Source organism: Acinetobacter gerneri DSM 14967 = CIP 107464 = MTCC 9824, assembly GCF_000368565.1.
In the GTDB taxonomy this organism is placed as follows: domain Bacteria; phylum Pseudomonadota; class Gammaproteobacteria; order Pseudomonadales; family Moraxellaceae; genus Acinetobacter; species Acinetobacter gerneri.
Window position 1 is genome coordinate 484,532 of the sequence record NZ_KB849545.1, and the last position, 16,686, is coordinate 501,217.

A 16,686-nucleotide genomic window follows, 5' to 3' on the forward strand; every position below is an offset into this window, starting at 1 on the left:
AGGGTATGAAAGATGAAAAAAGCTATTCTAATCCCTTTATCAATTTTAGTTATTTTTACGCTCTATATTGCTCTAAGTATATATCCTTTTACATCCGAAAAGAAAATTTTAGGTACAAACTATGCCACCATAGTTTTTATTCAAAAAAATAGAATTTATCCAAAATTTTGGATTGAATTCCTTTTTGAAAAATTTGAAAAACAAAGGATTATCAATGCTCAAAGAGAAAATTCTGATTATTATATTTTTGTCTTGAATGGTTTATTTTTATTAGAAAACAAATACGAAGAAGAAATAACATATCGTGATCATATTGAATATCTAGAAGACATTCTTATTTGTGAAGGACTGACTCCAGAGCGAATAAAAGTTTATCAGGATTTTTTTATACTTAACAAAAGGCAACCAACTTACATCCAAAAGAAATATAGGGTTTTTGACTATGTACATATTAAAGAATATTGTTACAACAAAAAATTGTGAGTCTAAATCTAAAATTTATTTTTAATATTTAAAATATAAATCAACAAGTTGAAAACAATTTTAAAAACTATAATTTGCCGTAAAAAGAGGGAAAAATGAAAAAAAGAAAGCTACTTCTAAGTTTGTTTTGCAGCCTCATCTTTATAGTCATCATAGAATATCAAAAGAAAACCATTTACCTTACTCCTGAAGTAACAGGCTATATTTATGATAGTGTGACAAAAAAACCTTTAAGTAATTTATCTGGTCATGTTGGCTTTTTTTTACCTGATAATAATACTCCTAATATAAAATTAGATATTGATGGTCGCTTCACCATAAAACCTATAATTGAAAGTTATTATTTTATAAGACCAAATGTTCGTAAATACAGTTATATTCCACCTCAGATATATATATATTTGCCAAATTATCAAGGAAAAATTTTAGATTATTCCCAGTTTTCTTGGAAACAGATTCCTTCTGAAAGTCGAGGCTATTCTCATTTCAAAAAAATAAATGTCGGAATTATTTATCTAGATCCCGAAAAGCCATAATTAACGATAAAAGAGGGAGAAAAAGTGAAAAAATTTAGACTATTTCTAATTTTATTTTTTAGTCTTTCCTTGATTGCATGTGAAAAGAAGACGCTTTATTTTACTCCTGAAGCAACAGGCTATATTTATGATAGTGTGACAAAAAAACCTTTAAGTAGTCAAATAGGAAAAATTATTTTTGAAGGTTTTTCCGATGCTGACGTAATTGGAATAAAGCTAAATCAAGACGGCAGCTTTAATCTCCAACCAATCACCAAATCATATTATTTTTTCCAACCAAATGTCAGAATTTATGATGGTATTAGAGCACGACTTTATATAAAATTTGAAAAATTTCAAAGTAATTTTTTTGACTATGCACCGTTTTACTGGAAGCAAGTCCCAGAAGAGAAAGCTAACTTTGAACATCATAATAAAATTAATCTAGGCATCATTTACCTTAATCCCGAAAAGCCATAATGAACAATAAAAGAGTAAAAAAAGGTGAAAAATTTTAAACTATTTCTAATTTTATTTTTTAGTCTTTCCTTAATTGCATGTGAAAAGAAGACGCTTTATTTTACTCCTGAAGCTACAGGCTATATTTATGATAGCGTAACAAAAAAACCGATAAATAATCTGACGGCAAATGTTGGATTTGATGGGCTTACAGCTATAAAAGACTCACAAATTAAACTTGAATCTGGAGGAAAATTTACTCTTTTACCAGTTGTAAAAGAGTTCTATATTTTCAGTCCAAAGACACAAAAGTATAATGATATCCCACCACACATCTATATTGGAGTCCAGCCTTATAGCCCAAAAGTAATTGATTACTCAGAGTTTTCATGGAAACAGCTACCTGCAAATCTATCTGGCACTTATAATTATAGAAAAATAAATCTCGGCATTATCTACCTAGACCCTGAAAAGCCATAATGAACGATAAAAGAGGGAGAAAAGGTGAAACAATTTAGACTATTTCTAATTTTATTTTTTAGTCTTTCCCTGATCGCATGTGAACAAAAAACTTTATATCTCACACCAGAAACAAAAGGATGCTTATATAGTAGTGAAACCAAAAAACCATTAAGTCATCTTATTGGTCATGTAGGTTATTCTCTTGCGGATGATAATACGTTCGCAACCAAACTTGATAACAATGGTTGTTTTATTATCTCCCCAAAGACTAAATGCTATTATTACATAGAACCAAATGTTCAAAAATACAGTGAAATAGCTCCTCAAATTTATATTTATTTTGAAAGCTTCCAGCCAAAATCTATTGATTATTCTAAGTTTGTTTGGCAACAAGTTCCTGAGAATATATCTGGAACTTATAATTATAGAAAAATAAATGTCGGTATCATTTATCTAGATCCTGAAAAGCCATAACACTCGTCTAATCATGAGTAGAAAAAATCATAAAAAAAGCCAATTCATGATGAATTGGCTTTTTTGAAGTGAAAATGACTATTTCCATTTCACTGCTTGAATTTCGTTTTTTTTAGGTGCCGATGATTCACTGCTGCCACAACCACAACTACCACCACAACCAGCAACCATTTTAGGTTTAATCCATTTTGCCAAAGTCGTCCAACCTTGCTTTTCAAAAACCTGTGAAAGCTTTAAATAAACGGCATAAGCTGTTTTCGAAAAGACCTTATTGAAGACAACTATTGCACTCCAAACGACCAAAACAGCAACGATTAATAACTCAATCATCAGAAGCTCCTTCGATTATAATCCGAAATAACGTGAGGCAATTTGATAAGTCAAAAACGCCATCAAATAAGCCAAGCCAAATAAATAACCCGTCATGATTGCAACGGTTTTCCAAGAACCTGTTTCACGGCGTACGGTTGCTAAAGTCGCTAAACAATGCGGCGCATAGATAAACCACACTAAAAGCGATAAACCAGTCGCTACAGACCAACCTGTACCCGGTGCGCTAATAAGGTGAGATAGACCTTGAGCGATCGCATCATCATTGGTCGCAGACAACGCATAAACTGTACCAAGAGCAGCAACAACAACTTCACGAGCCGCCATTGCCGGAATCAATGCAATACAGATCTGCCAGCTAAAGCCAAGTGGTGCAAAAATTGGCTGCATGAGATGACCAAGCTGACCTGCGAAACTATAATCAATCGCAGGTAAGGTTCCGCCTTCTGGAGGTTGAGGGAAGGTCGACAAGAACCAAAGCAAAATAGATAAAGCGAAGATAATACCGCCGACACGCTTTAAGAAAATTTTTGCACGGTCAAGTAAGCCGATCCAGATACTTTTCATATCAGGAATACGATAACTTGGTAATTCCATCAACAATGCATGTTGTGATTTGTCTTTTTGGAAAAGCTTCATCACCATAGAAACACACAATGCACTGACAATCCCTGCCATATATAAGCCAAATAAAACCAGACCTTGTAGGTTTAAAAAACCCCAGATCATTTTAGATGGAATAAATGCTGAAATCAGCAAAGCATAAACTGGCAAACGTGCAGAACAAGTCATCAATGGCGCAACAAAAATCGTGGTTAAACGATCACGTGGATCATTGATACTTCGTGTAGCCATGATGCCCGGTACAGCACAGGCAAAACTTGAAAGTAGTGGAATAAAAGCACGGCCACTTAAGCCAGCTTTGTACATCAATTTATCTAGCAAAAATGCTGCACGAGGCAAATAACCCGATTCTTCAAGCACCAAGATAAAGAAAAATAGAATCAAAATCTGTGGCAAGAACACCACCACACTACCCGCACCCGCGATAATGCCATCAACAATCAAACTATGTAGCAAAGGTTGGCTAATCAACGGACTTATTTGCTCACCTAACCATGCAAATAATTCTTCAATACCATCCATAAATGGTGCAGCCCAAGCAAAAACCGCTTGGAACACAATAAACATCAATAAGGCAAGGCTAACCAAGCCCCAAACAGGATGTAAAAATATTTTATCTAAGAAATCGGTACGTTTATCTTCATGATCAACCGAAACCACCACATCTTTTAAGATTTGCTCGATCTTGTCATGATTTGAACCTGTCAAAATGACATCACTCAACTCATGATCTGGTGTACGAAATTTGCCTTGTTCCAAAGAACCCATCAAATTTTCAATACCTGCATTTTTAACAGCAACGGTTTCCACAATAGGAACACCCAAACGTTGTGCCAATTTTTCAGTATTGATCTGCATACCACGACGGCGAGCTTCATCCATCATATTTAAGACAAGCAAAAGTGGCTTGCCTAAAGCGATGACTTCAAGCACCAAACCCAAATGAAGTTTTAAATTGGTCGCATCTACCACACATAAAAATGCGTCTTGCTGCCCTTCTTCTTGGATTTTACCTTGTACCACATCACGGGTAATCGCTTCATCAGGACTGGTTGCATTTAAGCTATACGTTCCTGGCAAATCGAGTACACGAACAGCGCGTCCAGAAGGTAAAGTAAAATTACCCACTTTACGTTCGACGGTCACGCCTGCATAGTTTGCGACCTTTTGACGAGTACCTGTTAAATGGTTGAATAATGAAGTTTTACCGCAGTTAGGATTTCCGACCAAGGCAATACGAAGCGCATCACTCATGCAGGAACTCCTTCCAAGATTTTTTGTGAAATTTCAATTTTTTCTGCTTCAGATTTACGTAAGGCAAAACGGGTAAAACCGATTTGAATCAAGATAGGATCTCCACCAAAAAAACCTTTAGTGATTACTTTTACCTGAGTGCCAGGAACAAAACCTAATGTTTCTAAACGGCTTGCAACCATATCTAGGGAAGTCTCAGCATCATTGAGCCGATTTACCTTGGTAATGGTAGCTGTCTGCTTTACTTTTAACTCTGACAAACGCACTGTGGGAGATCCTAAAACGACCAGAATTTAACTTCATTATACATTCAAAATGAGAATAATTACCAACTATTGTTTGATTATAATTCTCATTCAATATAAGAATTCGACTTTGTCATAATTTTAGACTAAATTTTGCTTTGAAAATGAAAGTTTGAGAATATTTCTGAAAATGCTGAATAAAAAGCCACGAATTCCTGCTCCAGTTCACATTCCTGAACATTTAAGTTGCTTACAAGGCTTTCGTGATTATTTAATTTCACAAACAGTCAGCCCGCATACTCGAAATGCTTATCTTTCTGATCTGATTCAGTGTAGCGAATGTATTGCTCAACATGATTTATCTCAGTGGAGCAGTGAAGATATTGCTGATGTATTGATTACGTTGACCAAACAATCAAAAAGTCCACGTTCAATCGCCCGCTGCCTGTCTGCAATGCGCTCATTTTATAAATTTTTGCGTGAACAAAAAATTCGTTTAGACAACCCAGTCGCTACACATAAAACACCAAAACTGGGGCGAGCATTACCTAAAGATTTGTCTGAACAAGACGTTGAAGCTTTGATTCAAGCACCTGATATTGCTACAGCCCTAGGCTTACGTGATCGTGCCATGTTAGAGGTTTTATATGCTTGCGGTTTGCGGGTCACTGAACTACTCAATTTACGTACAGATTTAATCAATTTAAAACAAGGCTATCTACGCATTGTCGGTAAAGGCAATAAAGAACGCTTGGTTCCTTTGGGTGAGTTTGCCTGTGACTGGATCGAAAAATACTTAAATGAATCACGGCCTACTTTATATAAAAGTTCAACAGATTATTTATTTTTAACCCAACATGGCGGCATCATGAGCAGACAAAATTTTTGGTATGCGATTAAGCGCTATGCTTTACAAGCCAACATTTCTGCTGAACTCTCACCGCATACACTCAGACACGCATTTGCAACTCACCTGCTCAATCATGGAGCCGATCTTCGAGTTGTACAAATGTTACTTGGTCATAGTGATCTCTCAACAACGCAAATTTATACCCATGTTGCTCAACATCGTATGCAAGAATTGCATCATAAATTCCATCCACGAGCATAATCGCTGCTTTAAACTATATTTTTACTTACTTTTACAATGTCTTAATCAAGCGTTAACGAAAAGTTGAGTTTTTTTGTTATGCTAGTTCTCTTTTAAAAAAGCTTAAAACGATAAGGGTTGTTTATGCGATTTACCCGTTCAAAATTGATGATTGCTTGCTTGATTGCAAGCACTGCCGCGATTAGCGCATGCTCAAAAGCAGATAATACTCAAAATGATGACACGCTCACTGCTACATCTCCCGCAACTGGCGAAGCATCTAATTTAAATGCACGTGATGCACAGCAAAAATTGATTAAAGCCTTACAAGCAAATCTAAAAAATGCCAATATCAATGCTAAAATTTTAGACGTCAAAGCGACTGAAGTTCCAAATATTTACTGGGTAAGCATCGAAGGCATGTCTTCTGTTTACGTGACTGCTGATGGTAAATACATTATCCAAGGCGATGTCATTAAACTCGATAAAAACCCGCATAGCATTGGGGATAAACTCCAAGCTACAGAAAATAAAAAGCATTTTGCAGCACTGAAAAAAGAGGACTTATTGGTCTATCCTGCTAAAGGACAAACCAAACACGTGGTTTATGTCTTTACCGATGCAAGCTGTCCGTATTGTCACAAATTGCATGAGCACATGAGCGAAATCAATGCCAAAGGCATTGAAGTTCGTTATATCGCTTGGCCACGTGGTCCACAGTTTATGCCTGCAATGGAAAGCATTTGGTGTAGTGCAGATCGACAAAAAGCATTTGATCAAGCGATTGCTGGCGTTCAATTACCTGCTGCAACCTGTAAAAATCCTGTAAAAGATCAATACCAAATGGGCTTAAATATGGGGGTAAATGGTACCCCTGCGATTTATAGCGAAAATGGCGAATATTTAGGTGGTTACCTCACTCCAGAAGAGTTAGATAAGCGTTTAAATAAATAATTATTATCAATTAAATAATTATTTTTTATGGATAAATATAAAGATGCGCTAGGCTCTAGAGTCTGGCGCATTTTTTAGCTATGATCTACCTTGAATAAATTTTTAAATTACTATATTTGGAGTGTGACGTGAAACCAGTTCGTCTGGCAATCCTCGGTCTTGGTACCGTAGGTGGTGGTGCCCTTAAACTATTACAAGAAAACGCTGCTGAAATTAGACGTCGCACCGGTCGTGAAATTGAAATTACCCACGTAGGGACTCGTCGCCCTCGTCCAGATTTAAATTTACCTGCAAGTGTGAAACAAAGCGCAGACCTATTAGAAATCGTTCGCCAACCTGACGTAGATGTCGTGGTAGAAGTGATGGGCGGGATTCACCCTGCTTATGAAGTCATCATGGAAGCGATCAAACACGGTAAACAAGTGGTTACTGCCAACAAAGCATTACTTGCTGAACATGGTAATGAACTGTTCAAAGCTGCTGATGATCATCATGTTCAAATCGCTTATGAAGCTGCGGTTGCTGGTGGGATTCCAATCATCAAAGTCATCCGTGAAGGTCTAGCTGCCAACAAAATCGAATGGCTTGCAGGTATCATCAACGGTACTGGCAACTTTATTTTGACTGAAATGCGTGAAAAAGGTCGTGCATTTGCAGACGTATTAAAAGAAGCACAAGAACTTGGTTATGCTGAAGCTGACCCAACATTTGACGTTGAAGGTATCGATGCTGCACACAAACTCACGATTTTGGCATCGTGTGCATTTGGTATTCCTTTACAATTTGAAAAAGTTTATACCGAAGGGATCAGCAAAATTACAGCGCAAGATGTAAAATATGCTGAAGAACTCGGTTATCGCATCAAACATTTAGGGATTGCACGTCGTTCTGATAAAGGTATCGAACTTCGCGTACATCCAACTTTGATTCCTGAAGATGAATTGATCGCCAATGTAAATGGCGTGAAAAATGCAGTTTTGGTTCAAGCCAATGCTGTAGGTCCGACACTCTATTATGGTGCGGGCGCAGGCGCAGGTCCTACAGCTTCTGCTGTGGTTGCTGATGTGGTTGATATCGTACGTGACATTATCTATACAGAAGATGGTTCAGGCACAATTCCACAACTTGCCTTTGAAGCATTGTCAGATCTTCCTATTTTATCTGGCGATGATATGACTACAGGTTATTACATCCGCCTAAATGCTGAAGACCAAACAGGCGTACTTGCCGATGTCACTACGATCTTAAGTCGTTCAGGAATCAGCATTGATGCCATCATGCAACAACCACGTCTAAAAGATTTGATTCCGATTGTGATTTTAACTGATCCAGTCGTTGAATCGAAAATGAATGAAGCCTTGGCTAAAATTCAAGCTTTACCTGTGATTCATGGCGAAATCGTACGAATTCGTTTAGAATTGCTTGATAACTAATCGGGTTTTAAACCTTCCAGACATCCTTATTTTAGGGTAAGGATGTTGATGAATCTGCTAATGATCTGAATATTTTAAATTTTATTTCATATCATCGCAGTTTCAAGGAAGATGAAAAGAATGCCTAAATTTGCTCTACACTCACTTGGAACAACATCATGTCGAATGCCAATCGTTATACAGGCCTAGTTGACCGTTACCGTGACCGCTTACCAGTATCAAAAACAACACGTGCAATCTCTTTAAATGAAGGGAATACCCCACTCATTAAATTAGACAATATTCCACGTATTATTGGCAAAGACGTTGAAATTTATGTGAAATATGAAGGCTTAAACCCAACTGGTTCATTTAAAGACCGTGGTATGACCATGGCTGTGACAAAAGCAGTTGAAGAAGGTTCTAAAGCGATCATCTGTGCTTCTACTGGTAATACTTCTGCTGCTGCAGCGGCTTATGCTGCACGTGCAGGTATCAAAGCATTCGTTTTGATTCCAGAAGGCAAAATCGCAATGGGTAAAATGGCTCAAGCGATGATGTACGGCGCGATCACAATGCAAATTCGTGGTAACTTCGATGACGGTATGCGTCTTGTTAAAGAAGTTGCGGATCAAGCACCTGTAACTATCGTAAACTCAATCAACCCTTATCGTTTGCAAGGTCAAAAAACCATTGCTTACGAAATCGTTGAAGCTTTAGGTCGTGCTCCTGATTATCACTGCTTGCCAGTAGGTAACGCAGGTAACATCACTGCACACTGGATGGGTTATACAGAAGCTGTTGCTAACCAACCAGCAGATCAGTTTGAACAAGTGGTTTATGATGCTGAAGCTGATGCGTTTACAGGTCCAAAACCAGCAGGTCGTCCAACGATGGTCGGCTACCAAGCAGCAGGTGCTGCACCATTCTTACGTGGTGGTCCTGTAGCAAACCCTGAAACTGTTGCAACTGCAATTCGTATCGGCAACCCACAAAGCTTCAACCATGCGAAAGCTGTGGTACGTGAATCAGAAGGTTGGTTCGATGAATTGACTGATGCTGAAATCTTAGAAGCGCAACGTTTGCTTTCTATGTATGAAGGCGTATTTGTTGAACCTGCTTCTGCTGCTTCAATTGGCGGTGCGATCCGTGATATTAAAGCTGGCAAAATCAAAGAAGGTTCTGTAATCGTATGTACCGTAACTGGTAATGGTCTTAAAGATCCAGATACAGCAATCAAACAATGTGCTGATGCCGTTATGTTAACCATTGATGCAACAATGAATGACGTAAAAACTTCGATTCTTTCAAATATGGATCACTAATCCATTTTAGGATCGATCCTAAAACCCTGCTTAGTGCAGGGTTTTTTATTGGTTTTAAAATGTCTCAAATATAAAACTCAAATACAAAAAAGCCCCAATATTGGGACTTTTTAATTTTATGTCTAAATAACTATGAACAGACTTTATAAATTGAATAGATTAGATACGTTTTGGTTGATGACTTAACCAAGAGAACAGTTCAGTGGCATCATTGGTACGTGCTTGGCTACTTCCTGCGCCAAGTAACACCACAACCGCAGGACGATTATTCACTGTGGCATGCATGACGACACAACGCCCTGCCTCATTGATATAACCTGTTTTAGAAATATTGATATTCCAACCGCCATTGCGAACGAGCGCATTGGTATTGTTTGATTTAAGAACACGATAGCCCAAATTGAAATCGTAATGCGGTGTAGTCGAGAATTGACGAATGAGGCCATATTGATAAGCACTACTCACTAAAATGCCTAAATCGCGCGCTGAAGCCTGATTACGAGGGTCTAAACCAGTAGACTCATAATAATGAGTCGATGTCATACCCAATTGGCGTGCTTTGGCATTCATTGCGGCAACAAATGCAGGACGACCACCCGGATATGTACGTGCTAAAGCTGCAGCTGCAGGATTTTCAGATTTCATCAATGCTACAAGTAAAACCTCCGCACGATTCATCTTATCGCCAGCTTTCAACGTAGAGCTAGAGTTTTTACCACCTGCACCCGCAAAATCGATCGGCTCAAGGGTAATCTGCTCAGACATATTTAAACGAGCATCTGCAGTTACAACCGCTGTCATCAATTTGGTAATTGATGCAATAGGTAATGCAATATTACTATTTTTACTATATAAAACTTCACCGGTCTGTGCATCCATCACCAAGGCTGCACGCGAATTGACTGATGGTTGACCATTATAGTTATAACGGCTTGTATCACTGATCTGAGTCGCTCGAGCAGCTGTCGTTGTAGACACAGCACCAGCTTGGCGAATGGTTGTGGTCGCAGTTGCTGAACCGGGAGGAGAGAAATCATCCTCATCGTTCATGAGCTGACTAGCATCTGCTGAAGACCAATTGATCGAAGCTTGTCCTGCATTCCCCGAGGAATTCATAACAAGATCAGCAAAGCTTGTTGAACTCAAACTGAGTAGTGCTGACATGCTCAGCACATGGATTAACGTTTTTTTAGATTTTTTCACGATAACTTACTCATCTCACGGAGGAAAAATGCGATATTGCTTCTTACCTCAAATATGACTTACATTTACACACTATAGTGAACAAAATAATAGTTCCCGTAATTGTGCATAACTATTCGTTGGATAATAAGGATAGAATTGCTAATTTTGTAATGACATTGCAAGTAATTTTTGCGTTTTGTAACAAAAAACTTGCATTAAAAATATTCAGGAGGGTGATGTGATCACAGTTTTAGTGGTTGATGACCATGAGTTAGTTCGTACGGGTATCTGTAGAATGCTTGAAGATCAAGTAGATATACAAGTGATCGGACAGGCTGAATCAGGTGAAGAAGCGATTGCCTTAGTACGTCAGTATCATCCGAATGTTGTGCTGTTAGATGTAAACATGCCCGGCATTGGTGGTGTTGAAACAACTCGACGTTTATTACAAACAGCCCCTGATACCAAAGTCCTTGCTGTCAGTGGCCTAGCAGAAGAACCTTATCCATCATTGCTGTTAAAAGCAGGTGCACGAGGCTATATCACTAAAGGAGCACCCATTTCAGAAATGGTTCGTGCAATTAACAAAGTGATGCAAGGTGGCAAATATTTCAGTGCAGATATCGCAGAACAACTCGCAAGCTCATACCTTTCAGATACTCAAAAATCACCTTTTGATGCTTTATCTGAACGTGAAATGCAAGTTGCCATGATGGTCGTAAACTGCATAAGTGCTCAAGAAATATCAGATAAATTATTTGTGAGTGTAAAAACAGTCAATACATACCGTTATCGTATTTTTGAAAAATTAGGCATAGATAGTGATGTCAAATTGACACATCTAGCCATTCGTTATGGGCTCATCAAACCTTGATTTTTGAGTGTCACATGTTGCCTCCGATATATCCGAGTTTAGATTTATCGTATAGGCACATGGAACACGTTAAATTTTTTATACCATTCAACTTTTTGATCTAATCATCTGTTTAAAATAAATTTTATATAAAATGTCACTGTGCTGATCTAGGCCCGATTTTATTGCTTATTTTTTGTACTGACATTTTCATTACATATATAAATTTCGTTTTAAATTTACTGATTTTGAATATTTTATCAACATGATTTTGCTTTTCTAATAACACCATCACTCCCCTTCTCAATAATAGAATTTTTCTCTCAAATAACACATCGTTTAAGCTTTTAGTCTCATGATAGAAAAAGCTTAAAAATAAATAGAATAGATGTGAAATAGTGCAGAAATCTACCCATAAATCAGGACTTATAGCAATTATTCATTGATTTAATTTGTTTATAATATAAGAGATCTGGTTTAGCATATAAGCCATGAGATTGTGCATTTGATGCTACAAAAAATATTTTTTGATCTGACGTTTTAAACCTAAATTTTGGGTTATAGATCGCAAAAAAAATTTAAATAATTTGGTTTTTATAAAATTTATATTTTGGGGAATTATGAGCACTTTTCATTCGTCAATTTTATTTGTCGATGACGAAGTCGACGGTTACATCATCAAGCAGATGTCCTTATCTCATTTGGGGATGCTCAATAACGCCACACACAACCTTGAACAAACGAGACTTCAGCTTTCACAAAAAGCTAATGATGCTTGCCTAGCCGAGTGCAATATAGAAACTAAGCATACCGAAGATTTGGGTGAAGATATTCGCTCCACTTTGCTCAAAAAAAATGATGTCGTCACCACACTGCAAACTGACACTCGATCAGCGATTTCGATATTAGATACAGGAGCATTTAAAATGGTCACAAAACCATTAAATCAAAAAGATCTTGCTCAGCTTTTAAAAAAGGCACTCCATTTTTCTAAACAACATCCAGAATTCCCCATAAATTCATTTAAAACTTCAAAGAAAAAACCATCAAAAAAACATGAAATAGAACATGATATTACGCATACATTATTGCTTGGAAAATCTGAAGTCATTGAAAACTTACGTACTGATTTAAAAAAGATAGCACGCTCACAAGCCCCTGTTTTTATTACAGGTGAATCAGGTACAGGCAAGGAAATTGTGGCAAACTTGGTGCACCAATTGAGCCGTCGTCGCAAAGGCGCTTTTATTGCAATTAACTGTGGTGCGATCCCACATGACCTACTTGAAAGTGAATTTTTTGGCTATAAAAAAGGTAGCTTTACAGGTGCAAGCCAAGACAAACAAGGTTTGATCCAAGCTGCCAATGGTGGAAGTTTATTTCTTGATGAAATTGCTGAGCTTCCACTTGCCATGCAGGTCAAACTCTTGCGAGCGGTTCAAGAGAAAAAAATCCGCCCAATCGGTGGCGATGAAGAAATAGCTGTCGATTTTAGAATCATCAGTGCAAGTCATACAGATTTGAAAACCTTGCTAGAGCAGGGAAAATTTCGCCAAGACTTATTTTTTCGACTACATGTGATGCCAATCCACATTCCACCACTGCGGCAACGTCAACAAGATATTATCTTATTGGCAGACAGTTTTATTAAACAAATTTGTGCTGAATGGAAAGTCCCGCAAAAAAAACTCTCAAATGCTGCTCAAAATTTTTTGTTATCTTTAAACTATCCCGGCAATGTCCGAGAATTGCGTAATATGATTGAGCGTGCTATTTCATTATGTGATTCAGATCAGATTGAAGTTGAACATTTTAAAATATTAGTTGAACAAAAACATGACCTTTCTAATGAAAATCAATTCATTGAAGAAGATAAAAAAAATAGAAAACCTATTCCTATTTATGATCTTTTTCAAGAAGAACAAAAAAATGAGAATATTTGTTTAGAACAGTATTTGGCCAATATAGAAAAAGATATTTTGATCACAGCTTTAAACCACACCCATTGGAATAGGACTTTAGCTGCACAAAAACTGGGCTTAACCTTTCGTGCGCTTAGATATCGTCTTAAAAAATATGATTTGGACTGAATGAGATGCTTTGCTATTTATGTTTCAATAAAAGCTCTGAAGCACCATATAAATAGGTATCTTCTTTCATTTCACCCGGCCAAGGATAGCTTTGATTTGGCTGAATGCCGATACTATCAATCATATTACCTTTCGGTGTGAAATAGTGCGACACCGTCATCTGCAACGCAGCTCCATCTGGCAAAGGAAATAACTTTTGCACCACACCTTTACCATAACTTTTTTCACCAATGATCCAAGCACGTTGGTGTTCTTTCATTGCTGCGGTAAAAACTTCTGCAGCTGAGGCAGAACGCTTATTGATCAAAATACCCAATTTTATATTTGGAAATTCACTGCCCGGCAATGCTTGGAATTGTTGATCGCCTTCTGATCGGCTTTTGGTTGAAACAATCACACCTTGATCTAAAAATAGATCCGCCATTTCTACAGCTGCCGATAATAAACCACCGGGATTATTGCGTAGATCAATCAACACCGCTTTTATTTTTTGTTTACTGTATTCTTCAATCAGTCTTTTTACTTCATTTGCAGTATCTTGTTGAAATACTTTTACTTTCAATATCAAAACACCGTTATGCAGCATCATCGGCTCGATATCAGCAGCTTCTATTTTTTTGTTGCGAACGACACTAATGACAGGTGCATTTTCAGTCTGAATCAACTGTAAAGTTGATCCAATCGAACCATGTAAAAGGTCTTCAACTTGTTCATGATTTAGATTTTTAAGTTCTTGTCCATCTATTTTATAGATACTTAAGTCATTTTTTAGACCGAGTTTTTGCGAATCAGACTGATCTGCTAAATTTTTTATCACCCATTGTTTGCTATGTATGTCCAAAGCCAAATCAAAATCAACAGTCGCCAAATCCCCTTCGGTATATTGAACCAATTGGCGATAATCTTCAGGTGTTAAATAACGTGAATAGCGATCCAAACCTGATAACAATCCCTTAATTGCTTGTAAAAACAAAGCATCATCGGGCTTTTCATCCACATAGTTATCTTTGACTATGCCGTAAATTTGTACAAATTGTTCTATAGATTCAATCGGGACTTCTGCGCTTTGATCTTCTTCTTCGTCAAAGTCATTTGCAAATGAAGTCGTTTTATTGGTCGTCTCTTTTGCTGCAGTCGTACGATCTGCAGCAAAAGTGGTGTGACTCATCAACGTCAGCATGCTCGATAAAGCAATCACATGTTTCCATTTTTGAGCCATTTCTCACCTTTTTATATGGATTATTTTAAAGTAATTAAATTACGTCCTTGCATTTCAGCAGGAATCGGAAGTTGCATCAAGCTCAATAATGTAGGCGCAACGTCAGCAAGTACGCCGCCTTCGGCGATCGTAGCTTCAGTCGGTCCAACATAAATAAATGGCACAAGCTCAGTCGTATGTTGAGTATGCACTTGACCACTAATATAGTCTTGCATTTGCTCTACATTACCATGATCTGCTGTGATTAACATATGACCTTTGTTTGCCATCACGGCTTCATAGACACGACCTAAAGAAGTATCTACTGCTTCGACCGCTTTTACCGCAGCATCAAAGACTCCAGTATGTCCAACCATATCACCATTTGCATAGTTCACAACCAACAAATCGAACTCACCAGAATTGATCGCATTGACCAATTCATCAGTCACTTCATAAGCGCTCATTTCTGGTTGTAAGTCATAAGTGGCAACTTTTGGTGATGGAATCAGGATACGTTTTTCACCTGGATATTCGTCCTCACGACCACCACTAAAGAAGAATGTTACATGTGCATATTTTTCAGTTTCAGCGATACGTAACTGTGTTTTACCAAGACTTGAAAGATACTCACCGATTGAATTTTTAAGTTCTTCAGGCATATATGCAACTGGCGCATCAATTGAAGCTTGATAACGGGTCAACATCACAAATTTTGACAAAGCTGGAACAACTTTACGCTCAAAACCTGCAAAATCTTTTTCTACAAATGCTTTGGTAATTTCACGCGCACGGTCAGCACGGAAATTCATAAAGACAACGCTGTCACCATCTTCGATTTTAGCCAATTCGCCAATACGGGTTGCTTTAACGAACTCATCAGATTCATCAGCCGCATAAGCCAGTTCAAGCCCTTCAATAGCAGACGCAGCAGTACGCTCAGCCTCACCTAAAGTCAGTAAGTTATACGCTTGTTCTACACGATCCCAACGATTGTCACGATCCATTGCAAAATAACGGCCAATCATTGTCGCAATACGACCTTGATTTGGATATTGAGCAAATAATTCGTCCATTTTCTGTAAAGAAGGTTTTGCGCTACGTGGTGGAGTATCACGACCATCTAAAAATGCATGTACATAAACTTTCAAGCCACGTTTCAAAGCAAGCTCAGACATCGCAAAGATATGATCTTGGTGAGAATGCACACCGCCTTCTGAAAGCAAGCCCATGATATGCAAAACACCACCAGCCGCTTTGGCTTTATCACATGCATCAATCAAGACTTTATGTTCAAAAAAAGCACCTGTACGGATATCTTTGGTAATACGGGTAAAATCTTGATACAGCACACGACCTGCACCCAAATTCATATGGCCCACTTCTGAGTTACCCATTTGACCATCAGGTAAACCCACATCTTCACCAGAACCAGAAATCAAACTATGCGGATGCTTTTGTTGCATAGCAGTTAAATTTGGGGTTTTTGCTGCAAGAAAAGCGTTGTCTTCTACCGCTTCACGATGACCCACACCATCCATAATTACTAGTACGTGAGGGATTTTGCCAGCAGTTGCATCCGTCATAATTGATACTCTTTTGTTTACTCGTTAATCAAATATTTTACCGAAATTTCGATAAAGACTCTATGTTGTGTTGATGGAATGATCTGATACATCTCATCAATTTTTTAAATCTTAAACAGCAAAAGGGGCAATAATGCCCCTTTTTGG

The 16,686-nt window shown here is 37.7% G+C and carries 17 protein-coding genes; 11 read left to right on the forward strand and 6 right to left on the reverse strand.

Features of this window, described 5'->3' with window-relative positions:
- Positions 1–12: 12 nt before the first annotated feature.
- The 5 genes from F960_RS17370 to F960_RS17390 all read left to right on the forward strand — a co-directional run bounded on the left by F960_RS17370 (position 13) and on the right by F960_RS17390 (position 2,393).
- The gene (locus F960_RS17370; RefSeq protein ID WP_004868132.1) at positions 13–483 is read left to right on the forward strand and encodes a hypothetical protein; all 471 of its coding nucleotides are present in this window, start codon (positions 13–15) and stop codon (positions 481–483) included.
- Between the two features lie 95 nt (positions 484–578).
- Positions 579–1,019, forward strand: a complete 441-nt coding sequence (locus F960_RS17375; RefSeq protein ID WP_004868134.1) for a hypothetical protein — start codon at positions 579–581, stop codon at positions 1,017–1,019.
- A gap of 24 nt (positions 1,020–1,043) precedes the next feature.
- Positions 1,044–1,478: a hypothetical protein gene (locus tag F960_RS17380; RefSeq protein ID WP_004868137.1), complete on the forward strand. Its 435-nt coding sequence runs from the start codon at positions 1,044–1,046 to the stop codon at positions 1,476–1,478.
- Positions 1,479–1,502: 24 nt separating this feature from the next.
- Positions 1,503–1,937: a hypothetical protein gene (locus F960_RS17385; RefSeq protein WP_004868138.1), complete on the forward strand. Its 435-nt coding sequence runs from the start codon at positions 1,503–1,505 to the stop codon at positions 1,935–1,937.
- 24 nt (positions 1,938–1,961) lie between these two features.
- A complete protein-coding gene (locus F960_RS17390; RefSeq protein ID WP_004868140.1) occupies positions 1,962–2,393 on the forward strand; it encodes a hypothetical protein in 432 nt (143 codons plus the stop codon).
- Positions 2,394–2,471: 78 nt separating this feature from the next.
- On the opposite strand, the gene F960_RS17395 is transcribed toward F960_RS17390, so the two are convergent.
- The 3 genes from F960_RS17395 to F960_RS17405 are packed head-to-tail and all read right to left on the reverse strand — an operon-like array spanning position 2,472 to position 4,867.
- Complete coding sequence (locus F960_RS17395) at positions 2,472–2,723, reverse strand: DUF6587 family protein (RefSeq protein WP_004868143.1); 252 nt, start codon at positions 2,721–2,723, stop codon at positions 2,472–2,474.
- A gap of 15 nt (positions 2,724–2,738) precedes the next feature.
- On the reverse strand, positions 2,739–4,601 hold the full coding sequence (gene feoB / locus F960_RS17400; RefSeq protein WP_004868147.1) for a ferrous iron transporter B: 1,863 nt from the start codon (positions 4,599–4,601) through the stop codon (positions 2,739–2,741).
- Positions 4,598–4,867 carry a FeoA family protein gene (locus F960_RS17405; protein WP_004868148.1) on the reverse strand — a complete coding sequence of 90 codons (270 nt, stop codon included), beginning with the start codon at positions 4,865–4,867 and terminating at the stop codon, positions 4,598–4,600. The genes feoB and F960_RS17405 overlap by 4 nt, the downstream gene beginning before the upstream one ends.
- 169 nt (positions 4,868–5,036) lie before the next feature.
- Here F960_RS17405 and xerD point away from each other — a divergent pair, with 169 nt between their 5' ends.
- The 4 genes from xerD (at position 5,037) to thrC (ending at position 9,627) form a co-directional block, all read left to right on the forward strand.
- Positions 5,037–5,957, forward strand: coding sequence for a site-specific tyrosine recombinase XerD (gene xerD / locus F960_RS17410; protein WP_004868151.1), 921 nt, complete (start codon positions 5,037–5,039; stop codon positions 5,955–5,957).
- Positions 5,958–6,080: 123 nt separating this feature from the next.
- Entirely contained in the window at positions 6,081–6,890 is an 810-nt protein-coding gene (locus F960_RS17415) for a DsbC family protein (protein WP_004868152.1), read from the forward strand.
- A gap of 128 nt (positions 6,891–7,018) precedes the next feature.
- The gene (locus F960_RS17420) at positions 7,019–8,323 is read left to right on the forward strand and encodes a homoserine dehydrogenase (protein WP_004868155.1); all 1,305 of its coding nucleotides are present in this window, start codon (positions 7,019–7,021) and stop codon (positions 8,321–8,323) included.
- Positions 8,324–8,481: 158 nt separating this feature from the next.
- The gene (thrC, locus tag F960_RS17425) at positions 8,482–9,627 is read left to right on the forward strand and encodes a threonine synthase (RefSeq protein WP_004868158.1); all 1,146 of its coding nucleotides are present in this window, start codon (positions 8,482–8,484) and stop codon (positions 9,625–9,627) included.
- A 159-nt stretch (positions 9,628–9,786) separates the two neighbouring features.
- Here the strand turns inward: thrC and pbpG are convergent, their stop codons facing one another.
- Positions 9,787–10,830: a D-alanyl-D-alanine endopeptidase PBP7/8 gene (gene pbpG / locus F960_RS17430; protein ID WP_020846432.1), complete on the reverse strand. Its 1,044-nt coding sequence runs from the start codon at positions 10,828–10,830 to the stop codon at positions 9,787–9,789.
- A gap of 220 nt (positions 10,831–11,050) precedes the next feature.
- Between pbpG and gacA the strand changes: the two genes are divergently transcribed.
- Together gacA and F960_RS17440 are read left to right on the forward strand one after the other, a co-directional pair.
- On the forward strand, positions 11,051–11,686 hold the full coding sequence (gacA, locus tag F960_RS17435) for a response regulator transcription factor GacA (RefSeq protein WP_004868162.1): 636 nt from the start codon (positions 11,051–11,053) through the stop codon (positions 11,684–11,686).
- Between the two features lie 599 nt (positions 11,687–12,285).
- The gene (locus tag F960_RS17440) at positions 12,286–13,755 is read left to right on the forward strand and encodes a sigma-54 dependent transcriptional regulator (RefSeq protein ID WP_004868166.1); all 1,470 of its coding nucleotides are present in this window, start codon (positions 12,286–12,288) and stop codon (positions 13,753–13,755) included.
- 13 nt (positions 13,756–13,768) lie between these two features.
- Here F960_RS17440 and F960_RS17445 read toward each other — a convergent pair whose 3' ends face one another.
- Together F960_RS17445 and gpmI are read right to left on the reverse strand one after the other, a co-directional pair.
- A complete protein-coding gene (locus F960_RS17445) occupies positions 13,769–14,974 on the reverse strand; it encodes a S41 family peptidase (protein ID WP_004868167.1) in 1,206 nt (401 codons plus the stop codon).
- 20 nt (positions 14,975–14,994) lie between these two features.
- A complete protein-coding gene (gene gpmI / locus F960_RS17450; protein ID WP_004868170.1) occupies positions 14,995–16,539 on the reverse strand; it encodes a 2,3-bisphosphoglycerate-independent phosphoglycerate mutase in 1,545 nt (514 codons plus the stop codon).
- Positions 16,540–16,686 lie beyond the last annotated feature (147 nt).

Bases quoted from the DNA above. Each gene is read 5' to 3' on its own strand.
- F960_RS17375 (WP_004868134.1), top strand. From the start codon at position 579: ATGAAAAAAAGAAAGCTACTTCTAAGTTTGTTTTGCAGCCTCATCTTT.
- F960_RS17440 (WP_004868166.1), top strand. From the start codon at position 12,286: ATGAGCACTTTTCATTCGTCAATTTTATTTGTCGATGACGAAGTCGAC.
- gpmI (WP_004868170.1), bottom strand. From the start codon at position 16,539: ATGACGGATGCAACTGCTGGCAAAATCCCTCACGTACTAGTAATTATG.
- thrC (WP_004868158.1), top strand. From the start codon at position 8,482: ATGTCGAATGCCAATCGTTATACAGGCCTAGTTGACCGTTACCGTGAC.
- F960_RS17415 (WP_004868152.1), top strand. From the start codon at position 6,081: ATGCGATTTACCCGTTCAAAATTGATGATTGCTTGCTTGATTGCAAGC.
- F960_RS17395 (WP_004868143.1), bottom strand. From the start codon at position 2,723: ATGATTGAGTTATTAATCGTTGCTGTTTTGGTCGTTTGGAGTGCAATA.
- xerD (WP_004868151.1), top strand. From the start codon at position 5,037: ATGCTGAATAAAAAGCCACGAATTCCTGCTCCAGTTCACATTCCTGAA.
- F960_RS17370 (WP_004868132.1), top strand. From the start codon at position 13: ATGAAAAAAGCTATTCTAATCCCTTTATCAATTTTAGTTATTTTTACG.
- F960_RS17445 (WP_004868167.1), bottom strand. From the start codon at position 14,974: ATGGCTCAAAAATGGAAACATGTGATTGCTTTATCGAGCATGCTGACG.
- feoB (WP_004868147.1), bottom strand. From the start codon at position 4,601: ATGAGTGATGCGCTTCGTATTGCCTTGGTCGGAAATCCTAACTGCGGT.